15 protein-coding genes are annotated in these 22,665 nt (G+C 62.8%); 8 read left to right on the forward strand and 7 right to left on the reverse strand.

Features of this window, described 5'->3' with window-relative positions; all coding sequences use genetic code 11:
* Positions 1 to 130: 130 nt before the first annotated feature.
* Positions 131 to 1,057, forward strand: a complete 927-nt coding sequence (locus tag JNK74_10750) for a hypothetical protein (GenBank protein ID MBL7646655.1) — start codon at positions 131 to 133, stop codon at positions 1,055 to 1,057.
* Between the two features lie 93 nt (positions 1,058 to 1,150).
* Here the strand turns inward: JNK74_10750 and JNK74_10755 are convergent, their stop codons facing one another.
* The 4 genes from JNK74_10755 to JNK74_10770 form a co-directional block, all read right to left on the reverse strand.
* Positions 1,151 to 7,735, reverse strand: coding sequence for a PKD domain-containing protein (locus tag JNK74_10755; protein ID MBL7646656.1), 6,585 nt, complete (start codon positions 7,733 to 7,735; stop codon positions 1,151 to 1,153).
* Positions 7,736 to 8,009: 274 nt separating this feature from the next.
* Positions 8,010 to 9,278: an AGE family epimerase/isomerase gene (locus JNK74_10760; GenBank protein MBL7646657.1), complete on the reverse strand. Its 1,269-nt coding sequence runs from the start codon at positions 9,276 to 9,278 to the stop codon at positions 8,010 to 8,012.
* Positions 9,279 to 9,569: 291 nt separating this feature from the next.
* Positions 9,570 to 10,094: a hypothetical protein gene (locus JNK74_10765; GenBank protein ID MBL7646658.1), complete on the reverse strand. Its 525-nt coding sequence runs from the start codon at positions 10,092 to 10,094 to the stop codon at positions 9,570 to 9,572.
* A complete protein-coding gene (locus JNK74_10770) occupies positions 10,091 to 10,699 on the reverse strand; it encodes a hypothetical protein (GenBank protein MBL7646659.1) in 609 nt (202 codons plus the stop codon). Before JNK74_10770 ends, JNK74_10765 begins: the two co-directional genes overlap by 4 nt.
* 205 nt (positions 10,700 to 10,904) lie before the next feature.
* On the opposite strand from JNK74_10770, the gene recG reads away from it, so the two are divergent.
* Entirely contained in the window at positions 10,905 to 12,965 is a 2,061-nt protein-coding gene (recG, locus tag JNK74_10775; protein MBL7646660.1) for an ATP-dependent DNA helicase RecG, read from the forward strand.
* A gap of 159 nt (positions 12,966 to 13,124) precedes the next feature.
* Complete coding sequence (locus tag JNK74_10780; protein ID MBL7646661.1) at positions 13,125 to 13,766, forward strand: sigma-70 family RNA polymerase sigma factor; 642 nt, start codon at positions 13,125 to 13,127, stop codon at positions 13,764 to 13,766.
* Positions 13,767 to 13,775: 9 nt separating this feature from the next.
* On the opposite strand, the gene JNK74_10785 is transcribed toward JNK74_10780, so the two are convergent.
* The gene (locus JNK74_10785) at positions 13,776 to 15,260 is read right to left on the reverse strand and encodes a TrkH family potassium uptake protein (protein MBL7646662.1); all 1,485 of its coding nucleotides are present in this window, start codon (positions 15,258 to 15,260) and stop codon (positions 13,776 to 13,778) included.
* Positions 15,257 to 16,600, reverse strand: coding sequence for a Trk system potassium transporter TrkA (gene trkA / locus JNK74_10790; GenBank protein ID MBL7646663.1), 1,344 nt, complete (start codon positions 16,598 to 16,600; stop codon positions 15,257 to 15,259). The genes JNK74_10785 and trkA overlap by 4 nt, the downstream gene beginning before the upstream one ends.
* A 300-nt stretch (positions 16,601 to 16,900) precedes the next feature.
* Here trkA and JNK74_10795 point away from each other — a divergent pair, with 300 nt between their 5' ends.
* The 5 genes from JNK74_10795 (at position 16,901) to JNK74_10815 (ending at position 21,333) form a co-directional block, all read left to right on the forward strand.
* Entirely contained in the window at positions 16,901 to 17,239 is a 339-nt protein-coding gene (locus tag JNK74_10795; protein ID MBL7646664.1) for a hypothetical protein, read from the forward strand.
* Positions 17,240 to 17,324: 85 nt separating this feature from the next.
* Positions 17,325 to 17,816 (forward strand): hypothetical protein, encoded by a 492-nt coding sequence (locus JNK74_10800; protein MBL7646665.1) that lies wholly within the window; start codon positions 17,325 to 17,327, stop codon positions 17,814 to 17,816.
* A 33-nt stretch (positions 17,817 to 17,849) separates the two neighbouring features.
* Entirely contained in the window at positions 17,850 to 18,122 is a 273-nt protein-coding gene (locus JNK74_10805; GenBank protein ID MBL7646666.1) for a hypothetical protein, read from the forward strand.
* A 41-nt stretch (positions 18,123 to 18,163) separates the two neighbouring features.
* Entirely contained in the window at positions 18,164 to 19,543 is a 1,380-nt protein-coding gene (locus tag JNK74_10810) for a hypothetical protein (GenBank protein MBL7646667.1), read from the forward strand.
* Positions 19,540 to 21,333 (forward strand): hypothetical protein, encoded by a 1,794-nt coding sequence (locus tag JNK74_10815; protein ID MBL7646668.1) that lies wholly within the window; start codon positions 19,540 to 19,542, stop codon positions 21,331 to 21,333. The genes JNK74_10810 and JNK74_10815 overlap by 4 nt, the downstream gene beginning before the upstream one ends.
* 10 nt (positions 21,334 to 21,343) lie before the next feature.
* On the opposite strand, the gene JNK74_10820 is transcribed toward JNK74_10815, so the two are convergent.
* Complete coding sequence (locus JNK74_10820) at positions 21,344 to 22,480, reverse strand: response regulator (GenBank protein MBL7646669.1); 1,137 nt, start codon at positions 22,478 to 22,480, stop codon at positions 21,344 to 21,346.
* Positions 22,481 to 22,665 lie beyond the last annotated feature (185 nt).

Raw genomic sequence — 22,665 nt, forward strand, 5'->3', positions numbered from 1 at the left:
GGTTCCGTCTCATTTTGGGAATTGAAATCTGATATTTTCCATATTTGCGGTCTTCCCCCTGGGTGTGCGACGATAGTTGTCGCACTTTTCACTGTTTCACCCTCATTGCAAAACCCAAGGAAGCCCCTCTATGCGTCGTCTTTCCAATCTTATACTTCCCGCATTGTGTCTGCTCGCCACCACCACCCCCGCCGTGGAAGCCTTCCGCGATCGCGGGTTTGCCGGTGGCTTTCACTTGAGTGCTCCCCATTCCGGAGACAAGCCCGTGGAGCTTGGTGTCATCCTTCAGGGTGACCGCACTGCATCCTGCGAGTGGCGATTGGCCCAGTGGGGCACCCAGTTTAATCTGAAGGGAACGGTAGGAAAGACCCTGCCCGACGGAACCCGTATTCTGCGCAATGGCGGGAAGTCCATCAAGATCTATCCGGGCGGTATCGGCGGCGGAGGAATCGTCCTGGGATTGAACGGGGATGCGGAATTCGGCGGAATACCGCGCAAAGAGGGTCAATTCTGGCCCCATCTTCTCGTGGAGCAGCAGTTTCCGCGGGATTTCAAGCTGGCCGACTCCGCCGCGCTCCCCTTCACCCTCGATTTTCGTGTTGATCGGTGCAAGACCGTCACGGAATCCCGCCTGGACCCGGCGCTGCACACGGCCCAGGTAACGGCCTACTGGACGCTCCACAACCGCAATACCAGCAGTCCCGACTTCGGCGAGATGATCTGGTTTGGCGTGCCACTATTTGACGCGCGCCATGAAGTGCCGCCCGGTCATCAGGATCTGGACACGGCGGTGGAAAACGGCAAGTTCATCTGCACTGTGGAGGGCAGCCGCTTCTTTGAGGGGCCCACGGGCGACGGTCAATGGCACCAAATCGCATGCGATCTTATCCCGCTGGTGAAGGAGGCGCTCGCCGCCACCCAGGCGAAGGGCTTTATGACCAAGACCCGGTTCGAAGAGCTCTACGCGACGTCCTTCAACCTCGGCTGGGAAGTGCCCGGTCCTTATGACTGCGAGATTACCCTGAAGAACCTCAGTCTGGATCGCGCGGCCCCCTGAGGCATCCCGAACAATTCGCCCCCGCCCCTGAACACCAATGTGCCCCCGATGGTAACCATCGGGGGCACGTTGCATTTCAATTGACGGAGCGGACTATTGCGATTCGGGCCGCTCGACGAATGCTCCATTTTCATCCAGGTCCACTTCCCAGATGGCCCCTTCGTTCTCCTCGCCGCCGATGTCGCCGTAGACGGTTGTGAGCCCGTCCCCGCGCTGGTACAGGCCCCAGTTGACCCGGTTCGGCGCCGCGTCCAGTTCGGTGCGCCAGAGGACATTGCTGAAGGGATCGAGTCGGTGGACGACCGGGACTTCCCCTTCGTTGTTGTTTATTCCGGAGAGGACCAGCAAGTCGCCTCCCGCGGCGGGGCAGAAGCCCGCGGCATCCCGGGCGGCGCAGCCCGACACGACTTGCAGCCACCGCGTTTCACCCTCGGCATCGAGGCGCAGCAGCATGAGCTCGCCCTCCTTTCCATCGAGGGAGGTCTCCCCCCAAACCAGCAGATCGCCGTCGCTCAGCGCCACCACGCCGGTCACGGCGTCGAAGGCAAAATTGCCGAGATCCAGTTCCCACAGCAGGGCCATATTCTGGTCGGTGCGCGCCAGCAGGGGCGCAGCGCTTTCGGGCCCGAAGGCGCTCTGATGGGTGATCGCCGCCCAGCCGCCGTCGAGGGTTCCCACGGCGTCGCGTTCATTTTCGACCGTGATCCGGGTATCGAGCCCGGCGTCTTTTCCGTCGATGTCCCAGGTGACCGGGTGGGGCTGAATCGCGAATCCGCCATCTTCTTTGGCGCACACGATGTCGTAGGAATAGTTCACCTTGCCGGTGAACCAACTGTTGGACAGGGTAGGCCCGTTGAAGTCGGATGTGCCCAGCCCTTTGGCGCTGCTGGTAAAGAGGGTCAGATTGCCATCGGAGGCCGCGGCTCCGCCGCTCGCAGCCCGGTACAGGATGCCGACGCCGGTGGTGGGCATGCTCCGATTCAGGAGGTAGTATCCCCGCCGCAAATTGGTCAGCAGGGCCAGGTTGCTGAAGTCGAGGACGACCGATTTGCCCGACGTCGCCGTGACGGTGCCAACCAGATTCCAGACATCCGCGCGCGATTCGAAACCGGCGGAAGGGAAATTGCACTGGTAGTGCCGAATCGTGTTTGAAGAGCCCGGACTCGAAAAATCGATCGTATAGGAATTCAATTGAATGTTGCGCTGCGGGAGGATGTCAAACATGATGCCGTTCAGGCCCACGCCTGGATTCGTCCAGCCCTGGAGGCTGCGTGTGTAATCGGCCGCGATCAACAGCGACTGATCGCTGCTCGTGAAGGTGCCCTGGTTGCTGATGAGCTCCATCGTGGCGGTGTAGCAGCCGGTGGTCTTATAGCTGTGGGTCGTCGTCGATGCCGTTAGCGTATCCGTATTGCCGTCGCCCCAGGTCCAGCGCCGGGAGATTCCGGTCAGATTGCCCGTGTCCGTCAGGTCCTTGAAGGTCACATCCAGCGGAACCGGCCCGCTCGTCGTGTCGCCGGTCGTGTATTTCAGGACCGGCCGAACGAGTACGGGTGTTGCGAGGCTTGATGTCGCCGTGTTGCCCTGGGACGTGGTGATCGTCAATTCCACATCGTAGGAACCCGCTTTGGTGAAGTTTCGGCTTGCGGAATTCGTAGTGGTTACGGAGGTGCCGCCATCTTTGAAATCCCAACTCCGGGACGTTATGGTCAGTCCCCCGGTGCTGGTCACGTCGGTGAAGGTGATGGTCGCCGGCGCGTCCACATTGGTCAGATCGCCGCTGAAACTGATGGGGTGAATGGTGACATTGACCGGCGTGGGACTGAGGAAGTTTCCGATGGATGTATTCAGCGTTACGGTCGCGGCGCGGACCACCGCGGTGGTTCCGGTGTTCGTGTAGCGGTGCTGCGCCGTGGCCGTGGGGGCCGCCACGGTCTGGGTGGTCCCATCGCCGAAGTTCCAAGTGCGGCTGGTCACGGGCACGCCGCCCGTGTTCGTGTTGTCCGTGAAGGTCACATCCACGACGGCGGGTCCCGACGACACGTTGGCGCTGTGGGCGATGACCGGCGACACCACCACCGGCGACGCGCCCGTAGTCGTGCGGTTGCCCTGGGCCGTGGCCGCAATCATTGAAATGCTGTACGTTCCGGGCGTCGTGTAGGTATGGCTCCCGCTTGCGGTCTGGCCCGTGCCATCGCCATAGTCCCACTGAGTTCCCGTGATGGCCAAATCTCCGACCGCGGTGGTGTTGGTGACCGAAATGGTGTGGGGGGCGCTGCCGGTCAGCCCGCCGCTTACCGTAAAGGTGAGGGGGTTCACCCGGATGAAGCTCGGCTCCGAGCGCACCAGGCTTCCCTGATTCAGCGTATTGAGGGTAAGGGTTACCGTGTAGGCGCCGGGCGCGGCGTAGGTGTGGCTGGCGGTAAGATTGTTCGTCGTCGTGTCCGCCGTTCCATCGCCCCAGGACCACGTGCGGTTGGATGTGGTCACATTGCCGGGGTCCGTGTCGTCCGTAAACACCGCCGTCAACGCGCCGGGGCCGGAGCGCAGGTTTGCACTGAAGGCGGGTACGGCGTTGATGACGATTTCACTGCCCAGCGCGCCCGTGAAACTCCCATTCGGGGTCACGATGGTCAGCGTGGGCGTGTAGTTGCCGGGAATGATGTACGTGTGGCTCGCCGATCCCGTCAGGGTCGTCAGCGGCGCGGAACCGTCTTCGAAGTCCCAGATCCACTGTGTGATATCCAGATTGCCGACGGCGCTCGTGTCCGTCAGCGTGACAAGAACCGGTGCCGGGCCGCCCGGCGTGGAGGTGCTCAAGGTAACCTCGGGCTCGACAATGATCAGGTCGGCCACCGTGGTGCTCACCGAACCCTGGGCCGACGTTATGGTGAGTCGCACATCGTAGGCGCCCGCCGAGGCGTAGGTGTGGCTTGGGTTCTCGTCCGTGCTCGTCGCACCATCGCCAAAGTTCCAGAGGTAGCCCGTGGGCACGACCGTGCCGAGGGTGGTTGTGTTGGTGAAGTTCACCAGCAGGGGTGCACCGCCGCTCGTCGCGTCCGCCGTAAACGAAGGGACCGGGTTGACCGCAATGTAGTCCGTCTTGGTCGTCGTCTCCGTTCCGCCGGTGGTTGTCAGCACGAAAGTTACCGTATAAAGGCCGGGTACGGTGTAGGTGTGGGAAGGCGTCGCGGCGCTGCTCGTGGCGCCGTCGCCAAAGTCCCAGTCCGTTCCCGTAATGGTGGCCCCGCCCGTGTCCGAGGTATTGGAAAAGCTGACCGAAAGAGGGGCCGGACCCGAGCGCGGGATCCCCGAGAAATTGGGCTCCGGCTCCACTTCAATCGTAACGGGCGCGGCGCTGACGGCGACGCCCAGGGCCGTCGTCAAGCTCAAGGTTGCCGTATACGTGCCGGCGGTCGCGTAGGTGTGAAGTGGATTGGCTTCGGTGCTGCTGCTTCCATCGCCGAAATCCCACAGGACGGCGGTGACGTCCAGGTTGCCCACGTTCGACGTGTCGGAAAATTGAACCTCCAGGGGGGCCACGCCATTTGTCGGAGCCGCGCTGAGCGTTACCACGGGCGCAACATTGATCGTGGTCATGGTTTCCGTCGTCGTCACGCCTTCGGCCGACGTCAAGGCCAGGGTTACCACGTAGATGCCCGGCTCGGCGAACACATGGGTGGGGCTCGCCGCCGTGCTCGTGCTTCCATCGCCGAAGTTCCAGAGCCAGCTCACCCCGGTAAGATTGCCCGCATCGGTTCCGTTCGTAAACACCGCCGAGCTGGAGCCGGAGCCGGGCGTCACCGCGACCGTCGCCGTCAGGTCGGGCAGGACCTCGATATAGTCGGTACGCGCCCCGGTTGTTTCGCCCTGGGTCGTCGTAATGGTCAGTGCCACGTCGTAACGTCCCGCTTTGGCATAGGTATGCCGCGGCGACGCTTCGTCGCTCGGGTCGCCCTCGCCGAAATTCCAGCTCCGCGCCGTGGTTTCGAGGATGCCCGTATTGGTGTTGTCTGAGAAGGCCACGTCCAGGGGGGCCACACCGCTGGTCACACTGCCGGCGAAAGTCACTTCCGGCGCAATCACAATGAGCCCGGTCTTCGTTTCCGAATCCGGCCCCAGGCCCGTGCCCACGGTCAAGGCCACGGTGTACGTTCCGGGCCCCGCGTAGCGATGCGAGGGGCTCTGGAGGCGGCTCGTCGCGCCATCTCCGAAATTCCAGTCCCAGGTCTGCAATTCGACACTGCCCGCCACGGTGGTGTCGGTGAATTGCACCAGCAGGGAATCCTTGCCCGAGGTGGGGCTGGCGCTGAACGAAGCCGCCGGGCGCACCACCACAAAGTCCGACTCGGTGGTCGTGCTGTTGCCCAGTTGGGTCGATACCGTCAGGGAGACATCGTAGACGCCCGGGGCGGCAAAGGTGTGTTCGGGATTCCGCGCCGTACTGTGGGAGCCATCGCCGAAATTCCAGTCCCAGCCCGAGATGCTCAGATCGCCGGGATCCGTTTCGTCTTGAAACTGAACCGCCAGCGGCGCGCCCGTGGCCGAGAGTGGGGTACCGGTGAAGGCCGGTTTCGGGCGCAACTGGACCGACTCCAACTGGGTGGCGCTGACCTCGCCCTGCTCCGTGGTGACGGTCAGGGTCACGTCGTAGATGCCCGCTTTCGTATAGGTGTGGCTCGGGTTCTCCAGCGTGCTTGTGGCGCCGTCGCCGAAGCTCCATGCCCAGGCGCTCGCCGTCAGGGGCGCGACCGCGGTCGTATCCACGAAGGCCACCGCCGCGGGGGCGATGCCTGTGGAGGGCGTGCGCGTGAAGGATACACTGGGATCGACCCGGATAAAGGCGGGTTTCCGTTCCGAATCGGGGCCCGACGAAGTGGCGAGGACCAGCGAGACCGTGTAGGTCCCCGGAGCCGAATAAACGTGGAGCGGATCTTCGACCGCGCTCGTGTTGCCATCGCCGAAGTCCCAGGAGCGGCTATTGATGCCCACCGAACCGGGATCGGATGCGTCCCGGAACTGCACCGAAAGGGGGGCCTTCCCCGCGATGGGCTCGGCCGTAAAATTCGCGTCGGCCCGCTCGAATACGCGGACGAACTGGGAGCGGGTCAGGGTATTTGTCCCTTCCGCCGTCGTAACGGTCAGCGTCACTGAATAGTCGCCGGTGCCGGTATAGACCCGAGTCGGGTTCTGGTCCGTGCTGGTGGTTCCGTCCCCGAACTCCCAGAGCCACCCGGTGATGGGCTGGGTGCCCGGCGTGGAGGTGTCGGTGAAGGTGACGGTCAGCGGGCTTTCCCCGGAGGTCGGCGCGGCTTCAAAGGCGGCCGAGGGCAGCGCCACGACTTCGATATAGGATTCACGATTCAGGGTGCTGCTGCCCACGGACGACTGGACCGTCAGGGAGACGGGATAGCGCCCCGGCGTGGTGTAGACGTGTACGGGATTGGTTTCCCCGCTGAAGGCCGCGTCGCCGAAGCTCCACTGGCGTGTCGTGATCGCCGAGGCGCCCGCCGTCGAGGCATCCCGGAATTCAACGGAGAGGGGCGCGGGGCCCCGCAGGGGCGTAGCGCTGAATCCGGCTTGTGGCGGCGCGAGGGCGGTGATGTACCGCTCCTTTGAGATGGTATTCGACCCCGCGTCGGTCTCCACGGTGAGGGAAATGTCGTACTGTCCGGGGGCGGAAAACTCGTGGGCGGGGTTGCGCTGCGCGGAACTGGTGCCGTCCCCGAAATCCCACAACCAGCTCTTAATGGGCGAGGTGCCCGGTTGCGACTCGTCGGTGAACGTGGCCACGAGCGGCGCCGCGCCCTGCGTCGGGGATGCGCGGAACGCCGCCACCGGCCCTTCCGTCGCGCGAATGAGGTTCGTCCGGGTGGTGCTGGTTTCGCCCGAAGCGTTGCGCACCTTCAGGATAACCGTGTAGACCCCCGGCGTTTCGTAGCGGTGTTCGGGATTCTGCTCCGCGCTTGTTTCACCGTCGCCGAAGGTCCAGGCCCACGCTTCAATTGCCGAACCACCCGGTGTGGAGGTGTCGGTGAATTGAACCGTCAGCGGTGCCGATCCGGTAGTGGGGGTGGCCCGAAAACTTGCCGAGGGCAGCGAGCCCACCTGAATATAGCTCTGTCGCGATTCGGTGTCGGATCCGCCCGCGCTCGTTACCGTGAGTGCGACGGTATAGGCGCCGGGCTGCTGATAAACGTGGCGCGGATCTTCTTCATCACTCGTCTCTCCATCCCCAAAGCTCCACTGCCGAGAAGTAATGGCGAAGGGGCCGCCGTCGGAATCGTCCTGGAACTGCACCGCAAGGGGGGTGTTGCCGCTGCGGGGCGTCGCCGAAAAGGCCGCCACCGGTGCCGCGCGAACGGTAATATAGGCGTTCTTCGTTTCCGTATCCGTGCCGAAGAGGGTGGACACGGTCAACGTTACGCGGTACGTGCCGTGACTGGCATAGGTGTGTACCGGATTCTCTTCGGCGCTGTCCGCGCCGTCGCCGAAATCCCAGCGCCAGGTTTCAATCGCGGCGCTGCCGGCCAGGGAGAGATCGGAGAACCGCACCAGCAGGGGGTTCTCGCCGTCCGTTGGCGTTGCCGAGAATTCGGCCGTCGGTCCGGAGAAAGGACAGCCCGCCAGGGTCAGGGTAATCAAAAGCCCCGCGAACAGGCTCGCAAGGGGCTTCAAGAGAGCAAGATTTCGGTTGTAGATCCGCATCGAAGGCCCGGTAATCGAGAAAATGCCAAGGCGGCCCACCTCGCATGGTCACAGGCAATGCGAAGCGCCGAAAAGCACCGGGCGACAGGACCTAACCCATTGAAATCCCAAGACGAATCCCGCTCAACCAGATGCTTTTTTCCGTGGGAGCATTCTGCCCGTCTCGGGCGTGATTGTCAACCTTGCAACGGGGCCCGGACGTGACGCCGGGCCCCGGGGATTTCGGCGTGAAGCGGTTGATCGTTCAGTTCTCCGCGATCAGGCGGGAAAGGCGTCGCTCGCACTGAATCATGGCGCGGACCGTGTGGTAGTTGATCTTCCATGCGTGCCCCATGTAGTCCCAGAGCCGGACGTTGTTCTCGTCGAAAAGGGGATACCATTCGCCGACCTTATGGTTGATCACGTGGTCCATCACGAAGCGGTGCACGTTCTCATACCCGTCGAGGTACTTGTCTTCGCCGTAGAGCAGGCAGCCGTCCAGCATGCCCACCATGGTCTCCGCCTGCTGCCAGAACTCCTTGTTCCGCTCGCGCGCCGGGCCGTCCGTGGGGCCTTCGCAATAGACGCCGCCCCGCTCCCAGTCGATGCCATAGGTCAGGCAGTGATCGTAGAGCTTCTTCATCGGCTCGCGATAGGCGTCCACGTCCAGCCCCAGGATGTCGATGGAGTGCTTCAGAAGCCAGCCGAACTCCACGTTGTGGCCGAAGCTCGTGTTGTTCATCGGGCGGCCCTCGTCTTCATCCACGTCCCGGTCCGAGCCCCACACGTTCTTGAAGATGATGGCGCGCAGCGGTTTCCAGTCCAGAGAGAACTGGGCGATGCCCGTGCCCGAGGGCTGGTGCATCATGTATTTGAAGAGCAGGTCGATGACGTAGCAGGCGTCTTCCTTGTACTTCTCTTCGCCCGTGGCCTCATAGAGGTTGGTGAAGGCTTCCATCAGGTGCATGTGCACGTCAAAGGACTTGCGATCACCGCCGTAGACGCCCGGCTGCTTCGGCGACCAGTCTTCCTCCATGAATTCCAGGAAGCCGCCGTTTACCGTATCCGCCGCGCGGCTGGTAAGGCATTTGTAGGTCTCAACGGCCATCTCCAGCGCGCGCTCGTCGCCCGAGGCCATCGCGTACTCGCTCAGCGCATAAATCGCGAAGGAATGGCCATAGGTCAACTTGCTCCGGTTATCCGGCGCGCCCTCCCGGGTGGTCGTCCAATACCAGCCCGTGTAGTCATTGTCCCAGAAATGATTGATCAGGAAATCCACGCCCTGGCGCGCGATCTCCAGGAACTTGCCGTCGCCCAGATTCGCCCGATGGGCCGAGGCGGCGGAGTAGATCATCCGGGTTTGACACACCAGTGTTTTCGTGCCCTCACCCGTGGGATTGCCGTCCTTGTCCAGATACGTCAGGAAACCACCATACTCATGGTCGGTGCCATGGGTAAGCCAGAAGGGGATAAGTTCATTGAAAAGGTGATCCTGGACTTCCTGGATCAGGGGAGTAAGGCGTTCTTTGTTCATTGGAAGGAACCTCGCGAGCAACTCGCACTTGTAGAGCTAAGCATGGTGGGGGTACCGATTGCGGCCCCGGATCATGACAAATAACGGGGGGGAAAGACAAATGGACAATGGACAATGGACAATGGACAATGGACAATGGACAATGGACAATGGACAATGGACAATGGACAATGGACAATGGACAATGGACAATGGACAATGGACAATGGACAATGGACAATGGACAATGGACAATGGCTGGACCTCGCTGTCAACCCGACCCATAAGACCCATACGACCCATACGACCCATCTACCCCGACGACACGTCTCGTTTCCAATACGCCATCGCGATCCACAGCCCGAAGGGCAAGGTCAAAAAAAACTGCGAGATCGCGGTGGCGGCTTCGCTGTTCTCCGCGAGGGCCACGCCGAATCGCAGTGCGATCACCACATAGAAAGCGTGGCCCGCGACCAGAATCGCCGCGCCGGCGAGGGCACTGGTCACTCGCCGACGCCACGCCATTGCCGGTGTTGCGATCACGAGCGCGAGAAAAGGTGGCAGGTTGGTGATGAGGAGCGCGAACTTCATGCTCCGTTCGCGCTCACCCACAAAGAAGATCAGCAGGCTCTCCGTGTTGAATATACCGTGAACCTCCACATGGCCCGCGAGGATCGGCATGCCGAGGCCCCACTTCAATACGGTGCCGCAGACCTGCACCAGCAGCCAGCCATAGCCGGGCAGGGAAAGCCACCACAGGGGCGCGAGCACAAGGAGCGCCACGCAGAACTTCGCGCCGAAAGCCATCAGCATACGCCAGGGTAAGGGTTGGCTCATCCGGCGCCGCGCTCCCGGCCCAGTTCCGCCCAGGCCATCCAGACGATCACCACGAAGATGACATAGCCCGCCTGCCACACGTACTCGTGCACGAAGTTGAACCATTCGCCGCTCTTGTCCAGGGCGCCCAGGCAGGCGAGGCACGCGAGACGGGCGATGTTCACCAGATACATCAGCGGCAGTCCAAGCGCAACGCCCCAGGCGCGATGTCGCCACGTCGCGGGAAAGGCCATCACGGCGGCACAGAAAATGGCCATTACTTCGATCGCACCGCACGAGGGTACTACGATGAACGTGAAAGAAGCGCCGGGACTCCATGTAAAGTTTACGCGGGGGCCGTTTTCACCGTCGCGGGGGCGGGGCAATGCGCGGGCGCGCCAGGACTCCCAGGGGCTCAGGTTCTCCGCCCGGTATTTTTCCATCACGGCTTCGTCACCGACGAAGTCTAAGATCCAGGCGGTATGGCGCGCCACCGCGAACAAATACCAGTCGTTCGCCACGGTGTCGATGGCATAGCGGTAGCTGCCCAGCAGCCCGACGGTGCAAAGCGTGAAGACAGCCACAAAAGCCCACGGGCCGCGGGGCGCTTTGGGGGAGCCAGTCATGAATGGGAGACCCTCGGGTGGGAGACGAAGCAGCGGCCCGGTGCCGCCGCTGGGTTGTAGCACAGCCCCGGCCCGGCCCGCAAGGGAACTCCGCGGGGACGGGCCCGCGCGAGTCCATCCCCGTCGCCGCCTTGCCCCGGCGAATTTGATCATGCCATCATGGGGCACTCGACACCCATAATTCCCGAACGGCAGCCCGACTACGATGACCCTTGCTCCCCGAACCCTCGACAGTCCGATTTCCGTCCTGCCCGGCGCGGGGCCCAAACGCGTGGAGCAACTTCAGGGGATCGGTATCGTCACCCTGCGCGATCTGCTGTATCATTTTCCACGCACCTACCAGGACCGGCGAACGATCACGCCCATCGCCCGTGCCGCAAAAGGGGAGACGGTAACTATTCAGGCGCGCGTCGCGTCGGCGAAGAATATCCGCATGCGCGCCGGCGGTTCCATGGCCGTCGTGACTCTGGAGGACGAGTCGGGGACGATTAAAGCCACTTTTTTTGGGCGAGGCTACCTGGCCACTTCGACCCTGCGCCCCGGAGTGACCGGGGTATTCTTCGGCGTCGTCGAGGAATACCAGGGCCTCGCGCTGAAGGGGCCCGAGTATGAAATCATCGAGGACGACGGGAGTTCCGGCACGCACACGGGGCGGATTGTGCCCATTTATCGACTCACCGAGAAGCTTACCCAGCGGCTCCTGCGCGGTTGGATTCAAGATGTGCTATCCCTGGCCGACGGCGGCCTGCCCGAGACCCTGCCCGACACCGTGCGCGAAGCGGAGGGCCTGGGCGCGCTGACCGACTGCCTTCGCGAAGTACACTTTCCCCCCTCCCTGGAGGCGGCGGAATCCGCCCGGGCCCGGCTGGTTTTCGAGTCGCTGCTGATCATCCAGCTTGGGGTGCTGCGCAAGCGAAGCCAGCGGCGGGTCGCGTCGGGAATCTCTCACACGATTAACGGCAGACTCCTTAAGGCCCTGCACGGCCAACTTCCCTTCAGGCTAACCGACGCGCAGGACCGCTGTATTTCCGAGATTGTTCGCGACCTGGCCGAGCCCAGGCCCATGGTGCGTCTCATCCAGGGCGATGTGGGGTGTGGGAAAACGGTGGTGGCCGCCCACGCCGTGGCCGCCGCCCTCGATGGCGGCTACCAGGTCGCCTTCATGGCGCCGACCGAATTGTTGGCCGAACAGCAGTACCAGAATTTTCTGAGGCTCTTTGAACCGTTGGACGTGCGGGTCGAACTGCTCACCGGCTCACTTCGCGGTGCGGGTGTCGTCCGCCGAGGCATCGCCGCCGGCGCGGTCCAATTGGTAGTGGGAACCCAGGCCCTGTTTCAACAGAAGACGGAATTCGCACGACTCGGGCTCGTTATCATCGACGAGCAACACCGCTTCGGGGTGCAGCAGCGCGAGGCCCTCGCGGCCAAGGGCGCCAGCCCCGACTTGCTCCACATGACCGCCACGCCCATACCCCGCAGTCTCGCCATGACCCTTTATGGCGGCATGGACCTCTCCGTCATCGAGAGTCTGCCTCCCGGGCGCAGCCCCGTCAAAACGCGCTATATAACAGAGAACAAAGCGCTGGACTGCTATGCCTACCTCGCCCGGCAGGCCGAGCGGGGTTTCCAGAGTTTCGTCGTTTGCCCTCTGGTCGAAGCTTCGGAACTGCGCCAGGATAGTATAGCGGTTGAAGAGCACTTTGCGGATCTCTCCCAGGGTCCGCTGGCGGGCGTTCGGACCGGTTTTCTTCACGGGCGCCTGGACCCAGGCGATAAGGACGCCATCATGAAGCGCTTTGCCGCCGGGGAGATCGACGTACTCTTCAGTACCACGGTCATCGAAGTGGGCATCGACGTGCCCAACGCCACCACCATGGTCATCGAGAACGCCTCACAATTCGGCTTGACCCAGCTCCACCAGTTGCGTGGCCGGGTCGGGCGCGGCCACGAACAGTCGTATTGTTTTCTGATGGGCAAACCCGCCACGCCGGAGGGACGGGAACGAATCCGCATCTTTTGTGAAACCAGTAGCGGTTTTGACCTGGCCGAGGCCGACCTCCGGCTTCGCGGCCCCGGCGAAGTGACCGGGTATCGGCAGGCGGGGTTCGACGATCCCCATGCCGCCGTCTGGGCCACCGATGGCCGCCTGCTGGATCGAACCCGGCGCCGTGCCGAGGCCATTCTGGCCGAGGATCCGAACTTGGAGCAGGCGGGTTGGGCGCGCCTGCGGGGTCGAATTCTGGCGATGGAAGATTTGGCCCTGTAGGTTCTTGCTCGTGAAAACCGGATCCGGCTATCATGCCCGGTACAGGGGCGGTTCCAGGTGCTCTCGGTGGCGCGGGGCGTATTGAGCATATCTGTTCAGTCGGAGTTCGGGTCTTTGAATCGTCAACAATCTTCTTGATACTATCTTTCGACGAGGTGGATGGGGCCGCCAGGGTGTGGGCCGGGTTTACCGGAACGGGCCAGGGCGGAGCTTGGGAATCCCCCCTTGACCGGTGGAAATCGTTTGGTGCAGCGCTCAAAAGAATTCGAAGAGCAAGTGTTGGAGCATATGGACATGCTCCACGCCGTCGCGCTGCGATTGACCCGAAATTCCGCCGATGCCGAAGACTTGACCCAGAATACCCTTGTTAAGGCGCTTCGATTTCATGAAAAGTTCAAGGAAGGGACCTACATCAAGGCGTGGCTCCTGACCATTCTCCGGAATACCTTCATCAACGAGTACCGCAAGCGCTCCCGCACCCCCCTCTCGGTAGAACTGACCGGCACCGAAGCCGCCGAGCCCGCCGCCCTGCCCACCGGTGAGCAGGATCGCCTCCACAACATGATGGAACTCCTGGACGACGAGGTCCGCCTGGCGGTGGAGGAATTGCCGGACGATTTCCGGAATGCCGTCATCATGGCCGATCTGGAAGAGAAGTCGTACAAGGAGATCGCCGATTTTATGGGCTGTCCCATCGGCACGGTGATGTCGCGCCTTTATCGCGGCCGCAAGATTTTGCGGGAAAAGCTTTCGGGCTATGCCCACAACGTGCGCCTGGCCGGGAAATCCGACGAGCACTGACGCGCCCTTTCAGGCGTGTTTCCAGAAGGCGGGCAGGAGGAGCACGCCGATGCAAAACAGTTCCAGCCGTCCCGCGGCCATGCAGATCGACAGGAACAGTTTTCCCTGGGTGGGGACCACGGCGAAACTCTCGATGGCGCCCAGATGTTCGAGTCCCGGTCCGACATTGTTCAGGGTCGTAATGACGGCGGTCGTCGCGGACTGAAAGGGGAGGCCGAGAAGGGACATATAGAGCGTTCCGGCGGCGACGATGACCATGTTGAGGAAGAAAAAGGCGTACACCGTCTGTTGCATCTGGGCATCGACAATCTGGCCATTGACCCGGATCGGTCGCACGGTCTTGGGGCGGAACGTGCTCTCCACGCGCCAGTAGGCCATCTTAAAGAGGATGATGAAGCGCACCACTTTTATCCCGCCCCCCGTGGATCCGGCGCATCCGCCGATGAACATGATCACGAGGAGGAGCGTGCGGGAGAAGTAGGGCCAATAGTCGAAGTCCTCCGTTCCGAAGCCCGTGGTAGTCATCAGAGAGACGGTAAGAAAGGTGGCGTGGCGGGCCGCATCCGCCGGCGAGTACTCGGGCGGGGGCTCCGGGCCGTCCAGCCCGACGCTCCCCTGAAATCCGAGGAGGTTGACGGTGATCATGATGGACACGAGGGCGAGGACGAGGAAGTAGGCTTTGAACTCCGTGTTTTTCCAGGGTGCCCACCAGTCTCCCTTCAGCATGGCGAAGTAGATGCCGAAGTTTGCGCCGGCCAGGGCCATGAAAACAATGATGATGATTTCGATGGTGATACTGTCGAAGGCCGCGATGCTCGCATTGCGCGTGCTGAAGCCCCCCGTGGCCAGGGTGCTGAACGTGTGGGTGAGCGCGTCGAAGAGGTTCATCCCCGCCGCCATCAGGAGTACCGTCAGCACGACCGTCATCCCGACGTAGATTTTCCAGAGGGCGGAGGCGGTATCTCGGATTCGCGGACTCAGCCCCCGTGGATCGGGGCCGGGCGATTCCGTCTTGAACATCTGCTTGCCGCCTGCGCCCATGTAGGGCAGCACGGCGATAAAGAGCACGACGATTCCCATGCCGCCGAGCCAATGCGTGAAAGCGCGCCAGAAGAGTATCCCATCCGGCACGCGCTCGATGTCCGGCAGGACGGTGGAGCCCGTCGTGGTGAGGCCCGACATGGCTTCGAAATAGGCGTCGGCGGGTCCCAGCACACCGGAGAAGACGAAGGGGCATGCGCTCAGGCCTGCGGCCATCAGCCAGCCGATACCCACCAGGGCCAGCCCTTCGCGCTGAAACATCTGGTCCCGGGCACCGCGTCCGGTGACGACCAGGGCGAGGCCGACGAGGGCGGAGACTGAGGCCGACTCGACCAGCGCGACGAGGGACTCCCAGTCCGCCATCACGGCCGCACACAGGATGGACGGCAACATGGTGAGGCCGAGGAAGAGGGACAGGTGGCCGAGATAGCGGGCTACGATCCGGTGATTCACGGTCGTTTCAGCAGTACTTTTCGGACGGCGTCGAGGGTTTTCGCTGCCACAATCAGGACTACCGAGTCGCCCGCCAGCAAGGTGTCGTTGCCGCTGGGGATCAAGACCTTGTCGCCACGCACGATGGTGCCGATCAGGGCGCCCCGGGGCATGCGCAGATCTTTGATTTCGCTGCCCAGCGCGGGGGAGCCTTCTTTGATGCCCAGTTCAAGGATTTCGACCTGGCCATCGCCGAGAATCGCCAGGGACGTTACGTCGCCCCGGAACATCATTTTCAGAATTCGGTCGGCGATCGAGGCACGCGGCGTAACGGCGAGGTCAATACCCAGGCGCTTTACCAGGGGGGCAAAGTCGGGCTGGTGGACAATGGCCGCGACCGACTTGGCGCCCACCTCCTTCGCCAGCACCGCCGCCATGATGTTGCGCTCATCGTCGCCCGTCGCCGCCACAAACAAATCCATGGTGTCCACATGTTCCTGCTCCAGGGAGACCCGCGAGGTAGCGTCTCGACAGACCACTTTGGCCTTGCCCAGTTTCTCGGCGAGGCGAGAGGAGCGTTCTTCATTGCGCTCGAAGACCTTCACGGTTTTCATCTTTCCTTCGAGGGCCTGGGCGAGGCGCAGTCCGATCGTGCCGCCGCCCATGATCGCCACGCGCTGGGGCTTGATCTCTTCGCCGTGAAAGAGCTTCTGAATCTGGCGGAGGGCTTCGTGATTGCCGATCAGTGTCACCAGATCGCCGGGCAGCACCACCGAATCGCCGTGGGGGATGATGCAGACTCCGTCGCGCTCGATCACCCCGAGCAGCACCCCGCTGCCCGGTTTGATGACGTCTTTGAGAGTTCTGCCGTCTGTGGTGGGCGATTTGGCGGCCCGCAATTGGAGCATCTGCGCCCGGCCGCGGCCAAATTCGAGTGAGGAGACGATGCCGGGATGTTCGATGTAGTTGGCGATTTCCAAGGCGGCCAGGGCGTCCGGGCTCAAAATATAGTCGATGCCCAGTACGGTCTCATAGAGGATGTTGGACTCCATGTACATGGGATTGTCCACCCGTGCCACGACCTTTTTGGCTCCCAGTCCTTTGGCGGTGGCCGCCGCGATGAGGTTTTTCTCGTCGTTGCCCATACTGGCGACGAATAGATCGGCGCTGCCCACGTTGAGCGACTGCAGGAGCAGCACGGAGGAACCGTCGCCGGTGGCGGTGCTGACGTCCAATGCATAGTCTATCTGCTCTATCATGTCCGGGTTCTGCTCGATTACCGTGACGTCCTGATGCTCCGAACTCAGCAATCGCGCCAGATGGAAGCCCACCCGTCCCCCGCCGGCGATAAATATATTCATAATGCTCTTGCTCCTCCCAGGCTCCCGCCCTTGGTGAAGGGCGCATGGTCCTACAAAGGTCGCTCCCGAGTCAACCCCCCGACGCGGTGCACACGCGTCAATGAACGTTCCGAGCGCGGTCAGTGGCGCGATGTCCCTGAAACGCGCTATGCTGCGGCGAAGACACGGGCAGCTTCCGGGAGTACGCTTTTGACCGTAAAATACCATCGAAATGCCGAGCGACCAGTGACGCCACCCCGGCGGCAGACGCCCTGGATGCGTCAGGGTAGGCCCGTCGGTCGGATGAGCCGCCGCCAGGCCATGTTTGTAATTGCAGGCTTTCTCCTTTCCGCCGTCCTGCTGAGCCAGCTCGCGGTACGGCGCGCCCGTCTGGATCCCTATGCGCTCCAGCCGGTGGTGCGTGGTGAGGGGGCCATCGTCTACACGACGCCGTTGGCGGAAGGCGGGGGCCTCGTGGGGCTTGAGGTCGCGGTGTCGGGGGAGAAAGTGCTTCCGGCGGAGTGGAGCATTCCCAAACCCTATTGGGATGTATTGACTGCCGGGGAGCGTCTGGCGGTGGTTTATCAGGTTCACCCGGACGGTTCGGCCCTCCGGGTGATCGAGTGCGGGATAGTTGCGCTGCCAGACCGGATTCGCTAAGCTAGGAGCCTGCGGCGGCATAACGCATGAACCCGCGCCACACCGACTTACAAGCTCCTGGCCCCAACCGAAATCTATCGTCATCATGAGTCTCACGCCCGAAGAAATGCGCCGCATATTCCGAGGCACGGTCATTGTACGCAAGCCGACCTACGGAATAGTCCGTGGTTATCACGAGCTGCCCTACATCTGCCTGGGACCGTCTTTTGAATCCGGTTACGAGACCACCAAGGTGACCGGCAAAGTTCAAGTGTCGCCCCAGTTTCTGATCCGTCCGTCCCACTATTCGCCGAGCTACCAAGACATTTTCGGCAGTGACAACGTGGATATGGCCCTGTCCGGTCGTATTTTCGGGTATATGGGATTCCCGCGCAAGCCCATGGAATGCAAATCCGAGTATCTGGAGATCGCCCACGGCAACGAAGCGGTGGACGACCTGCTCTCGACCTGCCTGGACGAACTGGAACGCCGCGAAGACATCACGACCGGCGTTCTGATCTCGCCGGACAACCGCTATTTCCCCATTTCCGTCGAGCGCTTCATCAGCGCCGTACTGGACGACGAATTTTCTCTGTGACTCCCCGCGGCGCACGCCTGAAGGAAATCGAACATGAAAACCGCCTATGAACTCGCCATGGAACGCCTCGAAGCGGCTTCGGGCCCCACGCGAAAGCTCAACGAAGAGGAGAAGTCGGCACTCGCCGAAATCGACAGCAGGTACGATGCGCAGATTGCGGCCCTGCGCTTCGATTTTGAGGCGCAGATTGCCTCGGCCACCACGCGCGAGTCCTACCTGGCGTTGAAAGAAGAAATGGCCCGGGAGATCAACGCCGCGGAAGAGCGCCGGACCCACGCCAAAGACGCCATCTGGGGTACGGACTGATCCTGCCCATGACCGAGATCGCGCGCGCAGAAAATACGACGATGTCCACCGCCCGAGGTATCCGGATGCGCCGCGCCCTGGCGCTCCTGGCCTTCGCGGTTCTCGCCCTCGTTCTGGTGACCGTGGATCGCCGGATGGTTCAGTCGCCCGACGCGGGTTACCAGCTCGAGAGCGCCACGTGGCGGGCGGAGATAGCCGATCTTCCCACGCTGTTTGCCCAGTGGAATGACCTCAACACGAGCGCGGCCATGCGCCGGGCATCGCCCGCGTTGCATCAGGCCGTGCCCCTGGGCGTGCGACGCATGACGGGTGTCCGGCCCACGCCCGGCCGCGTACGACTCTGGCTGGGGCGGAGCCTGTTCCTGTCCGGCAATGACGAGGGCTGGTGCCTTACCTTGCGCCCGGGTGTCGCACTGCGCACCCTGGCCTGGTTCGGTTCGCCCCTGCGCCGACCGGATGACGACGATTTCTGGCGGGACTACGCGAGCGCCTGGCACGGCGGATTCCTCCTGGTGGCATCCTCACAGACCTATCTCGACAAGATCGTTGCGGAGGGGAAACCCGTGGCGAAAGGGGGCGTACCGACGGATGCCCTTCGCCTTTCCTGGGATGGCGCCTATCCCGGAATTGCAGAGGTCGCCATCGCCGAGCAACTCCCGGTTCTGTTCAACATCAAGGCGCCCGCGGCGCCCGAGGCGAAATTGCGCTACGCGGCGGGCTGGCCCGAAGCCGTGGTAACCTATAACGCCCATCGGGGCGCGCCCGCGACCGCCGTCGCGTTGGCGGGGCTGTCCTGGGTTGAATCGCGACTCCATCCCGAGACGATCCAGACGATCAGAGCTCTGGTGGGTGCCTGGTGGGCGGCCTACTGCCCGCTGGATCTGGGGGCTTCACCGGTGGACGAGTGGGCTGTGGGCCTTGCCGACGCGAATTTTCGCGAGGATGTTCCCGTTGTCGAATCCATTTGGGCCGGGCGGGTGATCGCGCCACCGACCCTCCTTGATCGCGTTCCGGCGACCCGTCAGGAGCATCGCTGGGACGAGACTCCCGGATGGCTCATTCCCGTGCAGGGGGACGCTCGCGCGTGGGCCCTGGCGGAGCGGGAAGGCACAACCTTTCTGTCCAGCCACGAGCAGCGAATGCCCGCCTTGCTTGCCACGGCGCGCCGGGAGCCCGAGGCCGGCGTGGCGGCGTTCAATTTGCGCTGGAAGCCCTTCACGGCTCTTATTGGCGATGTCCTGATCCGGGCGGCGTCGGATGGAATGTTGCCGGGCTACGGCGCGGACGATGTGAAGGCCGATATCTTGCCCCACGTGGACGCCTTTGCCGATTGGGGTACACTCCAGTTACACGCCGGCTCCGAAGGCGGCGAGATCATGGGCGAGGGTTGGATTGCGCTCGGTGCGGAACTGGTTCCGTGAATCGGGCGGGGCTTGCGGGGCTGATCGCGCTCTGTGGCGCGCTCTCAAGTTACGGCGATACGGGCGTTCAACACGTCACCGGCAACGGCCGAATTACAGTCGCCCTCGATGGGGCGGGCGTCCTCACCCACTTTTCCTGGCCGGGTCCTGGCGCGGGCCAGCACCTGGGCGCATCGGGCGCGCATTGGGTGATCGGCAGCCTCGAGCGCCCGGAGCGCTTCCACACCAATGGGTGGCGTATCGAGCAGGAGTATCTGGCTCCTGATTCCCTCGTTCTCGTGACGCGTTACAGCGAGGTTGGCGGTGAGCGCTCGGCCGAGCAGATCGTTGCCGTCGTTCCCGGCACCGATCTCGTCCTGGTGCTCTTGCGACTGCACGGCTTCGCCCCCGATACTCCCTGCTTCTGGGCACAGTCGGTTGAGCCACTGGACCTGCGCCCGCGCGGGTTTGCGTCGTTTCAGCCGGAAGTCCGCAGGCTGAATCGCGGTGTCTCGCTATTCGAAGCGCGCCCCGGCATTCTGGAGCACTTTCGTCCGGCCCGCGCCGGTCGGGATTATGTCAATGCGGCACGGGATTGGATGGCGCGGGGGACCGATGTTGAGTTTGGTCCGGGGGTGTACATTGGCGCGAAAACCCTTCATGAAGCCCACGGACTGGAGTGGGACTCGACTTCATCACCCGAGGAGACCGCAGCGGGCAGTCCGCGTCCCGTGAGCAGGCGGGCCTGGGGCGTCGAAACCGGCGTCACGGAAGTGGCCGGGACGGCCTCGGAGGCTACCCGGGAGTTCGCCGTGCTTCTTGGCGCGTCAGACACGCGTGAGGGGTTGCGCGCTGCGTTCACCGAAGGTCTGAAGCGGAGCGTGGAAGAACTGATCGCGTCGCCATCGGAACTCAGCGGATACTGGGCGGGCGCACCGGAAACCGTGACCCGCACCGATCCCGCCGCGATCCGGGCCCGATTGAATCTGAGCCTCTGCCTGGATCCGACCTCGGGAGCCGCCGTCCGCGCCCCGGCCCTTTCCGGCGCGGCGACCCTTTGTGATGTGGTGGATACGGCCTGGGCCTCCGCCGCTCTGGATGCGCTGGGCCGTCACGATGACGCCGCACGGGCCCTCGCGGTTCATGTTGAAACAATTCGTACTGAGCGGGGTACGGACACCCCCGCGGGTTCACTGCCGCGCGCAATTTACCGGGACGGCACGTCGGCTTCGCCCTGGGGGAATGCCGATCCGGCGAGCGCGGCCTGGCTCCTGGCGGCGTGCTGGCGTCACATGGTCTCCCTTCCCGCCGATGGGCAGCGCGACTACCTCCAGGCGGTCTGGCCGGCGCTATCGCTCAGCGCCGACTATCTTGCTCGCGAGCCGCGCGTGGGTGGAGCACTTTCGGGCGCGCTCCCCGCGGAGGCGGCGCCACTGGATACATTGCGGGTCCAGTACCTCGGGCTCGAATCCGGTCGGCGCATGGCGGCGGTGATCGAGGTTGCGGAGCCGGAACTCTGGTCGGACAGGCGGGAGGAGATTTATTCCCGGATACGTTTCCGTAAGCTGAATCAAGCCGGATTGGGGGAAGGGGGGGAGCCGTGGATCGACTGGTGGCTCAACACGCTGCCCGGCGCGACGTCCGACGGACTCGGGGCTTGGGAAGTGCTGCGTACGGAAGGCGCAACGGCGTTGACGGCATCGGCCATCCTGGACTGGGTGGTGGAAAGCGGGCTGGGTCCGGAGGCGCCGTTTCTGCGGCGGGACGCGCTCCGGTGTCTGCTCGTTGCGGGGGCCGCCGAGGCCCCATGAGCACGCCGGTTCAGTCGAGGGCGCTGGCAAGTTCCTGTATGGGCGCCAGACGACCTTCTCCCTGGAAGTGTTCCCGGATTTCGATGAAGCGCTGTTCCTTGGCCAGGAAGGCGTCCACGATGTCTGGGTCGAAATGGCTTTCGCGGCCCTCGAGAATGATTCCTTTGGATTTCTCGTGGCTGAAGGGCTCTTTGTAGGGACGCCGCGACGACAGGGCGTCATAGACGTCGGCGAGGGCCGCAATGCGCGCGCAGAGGGGGATATCTTCGCCGGAGAGCTTGAAGGGGTAGCCCGTGCCGTTCCATTTTTCATGGTGGTAATAGGCAATATCCCGGCCGGTGGCCAGGAAGGAGTCGCGACCGGCTTCGATATCCGCCGCCTTGAGGGTGTCTCCGCCGATCATGCTGTGCTGCTTCATGATCTCGAACTCGTCGTCGGTGAGTTTGCCCGGCTTCAGGAGAATCCGATCGGGGATGCCGACTTTGCCGATATCGTGTAGCGGGGTGGACTTGTAGATCTCATCGACAAAAGCCGGTCCATAGGTGTCGCTGTACTTCGGGAGCCGTACGACCTCCTCGCAAAGTTCGCGGGCGTAGGACCGCATGCGTTCGAGGTGATCGCCGGTTTCGTTGTCGCGCGATTCGGCCAGCTTGGCCAGGGAGAAGACGGTGACCTGTTGCGTGAGCACGACCTGCTCGGTGCGCTCGACGACTTTGTGCTCCAACTCGCGCTTATACTCGATCAGGCGGTCGTGGAGCAGTTTCGTCTTTGAGGAGGTCTTGATCCGGGCCTCCAGGAGAATTCGGTCGAAAGGCTTGATCAGGAAATCGTCGGCGCCGGATTTAACGGCTTCGATGTTGGTTTCCTTGTCGGACATGCCGGTGATGATCACCACGGGGATGTGCTGGGTTTCCGGATCCTGCTTGAGGCGGCGGCAGACTTCGAAGCCGTTCATGCCTGGCATCATGATATCGAGGAGGATGACGTCGGGTGGATTCTTCTCCACCATGGTGAGTGCGTCTTCGCCCCGCGTGACGGCGTCGATGTGATAGCCCATGGGCGCGAGAAAGCTGCGGAGCACCATGGCGTTTTCCGGCATGTCGTCCACAATCAGAATCTTGGTGATTCGGTTCTTGTCGGATGGCAAAAGCATCACCTCATTAACTGTTTGACGTATGCGGCTTGGCATCGGATGATGGAGACTATTGGCCCGGCCTCGAATGTCTCGCTAATCCCGAAGGCATGGTAACATAATCACGAAAATTGCGCAATCAATCTGGCGCGGAAATGCTTGGGTTCACAATAGATTACCTGCTAGATTATTGGGCAGAC

It is taken from the genome of Candidatus Hydrogenedentota bacterium (assembly GCA_016791475.1).
In the GTDB taxonomy this organism is placed as follows: Bacteria; Hydrogenedentota; Hydrogenedentia; order Hydrogenedentales; family JAEUWI01; genus JAEUWI01.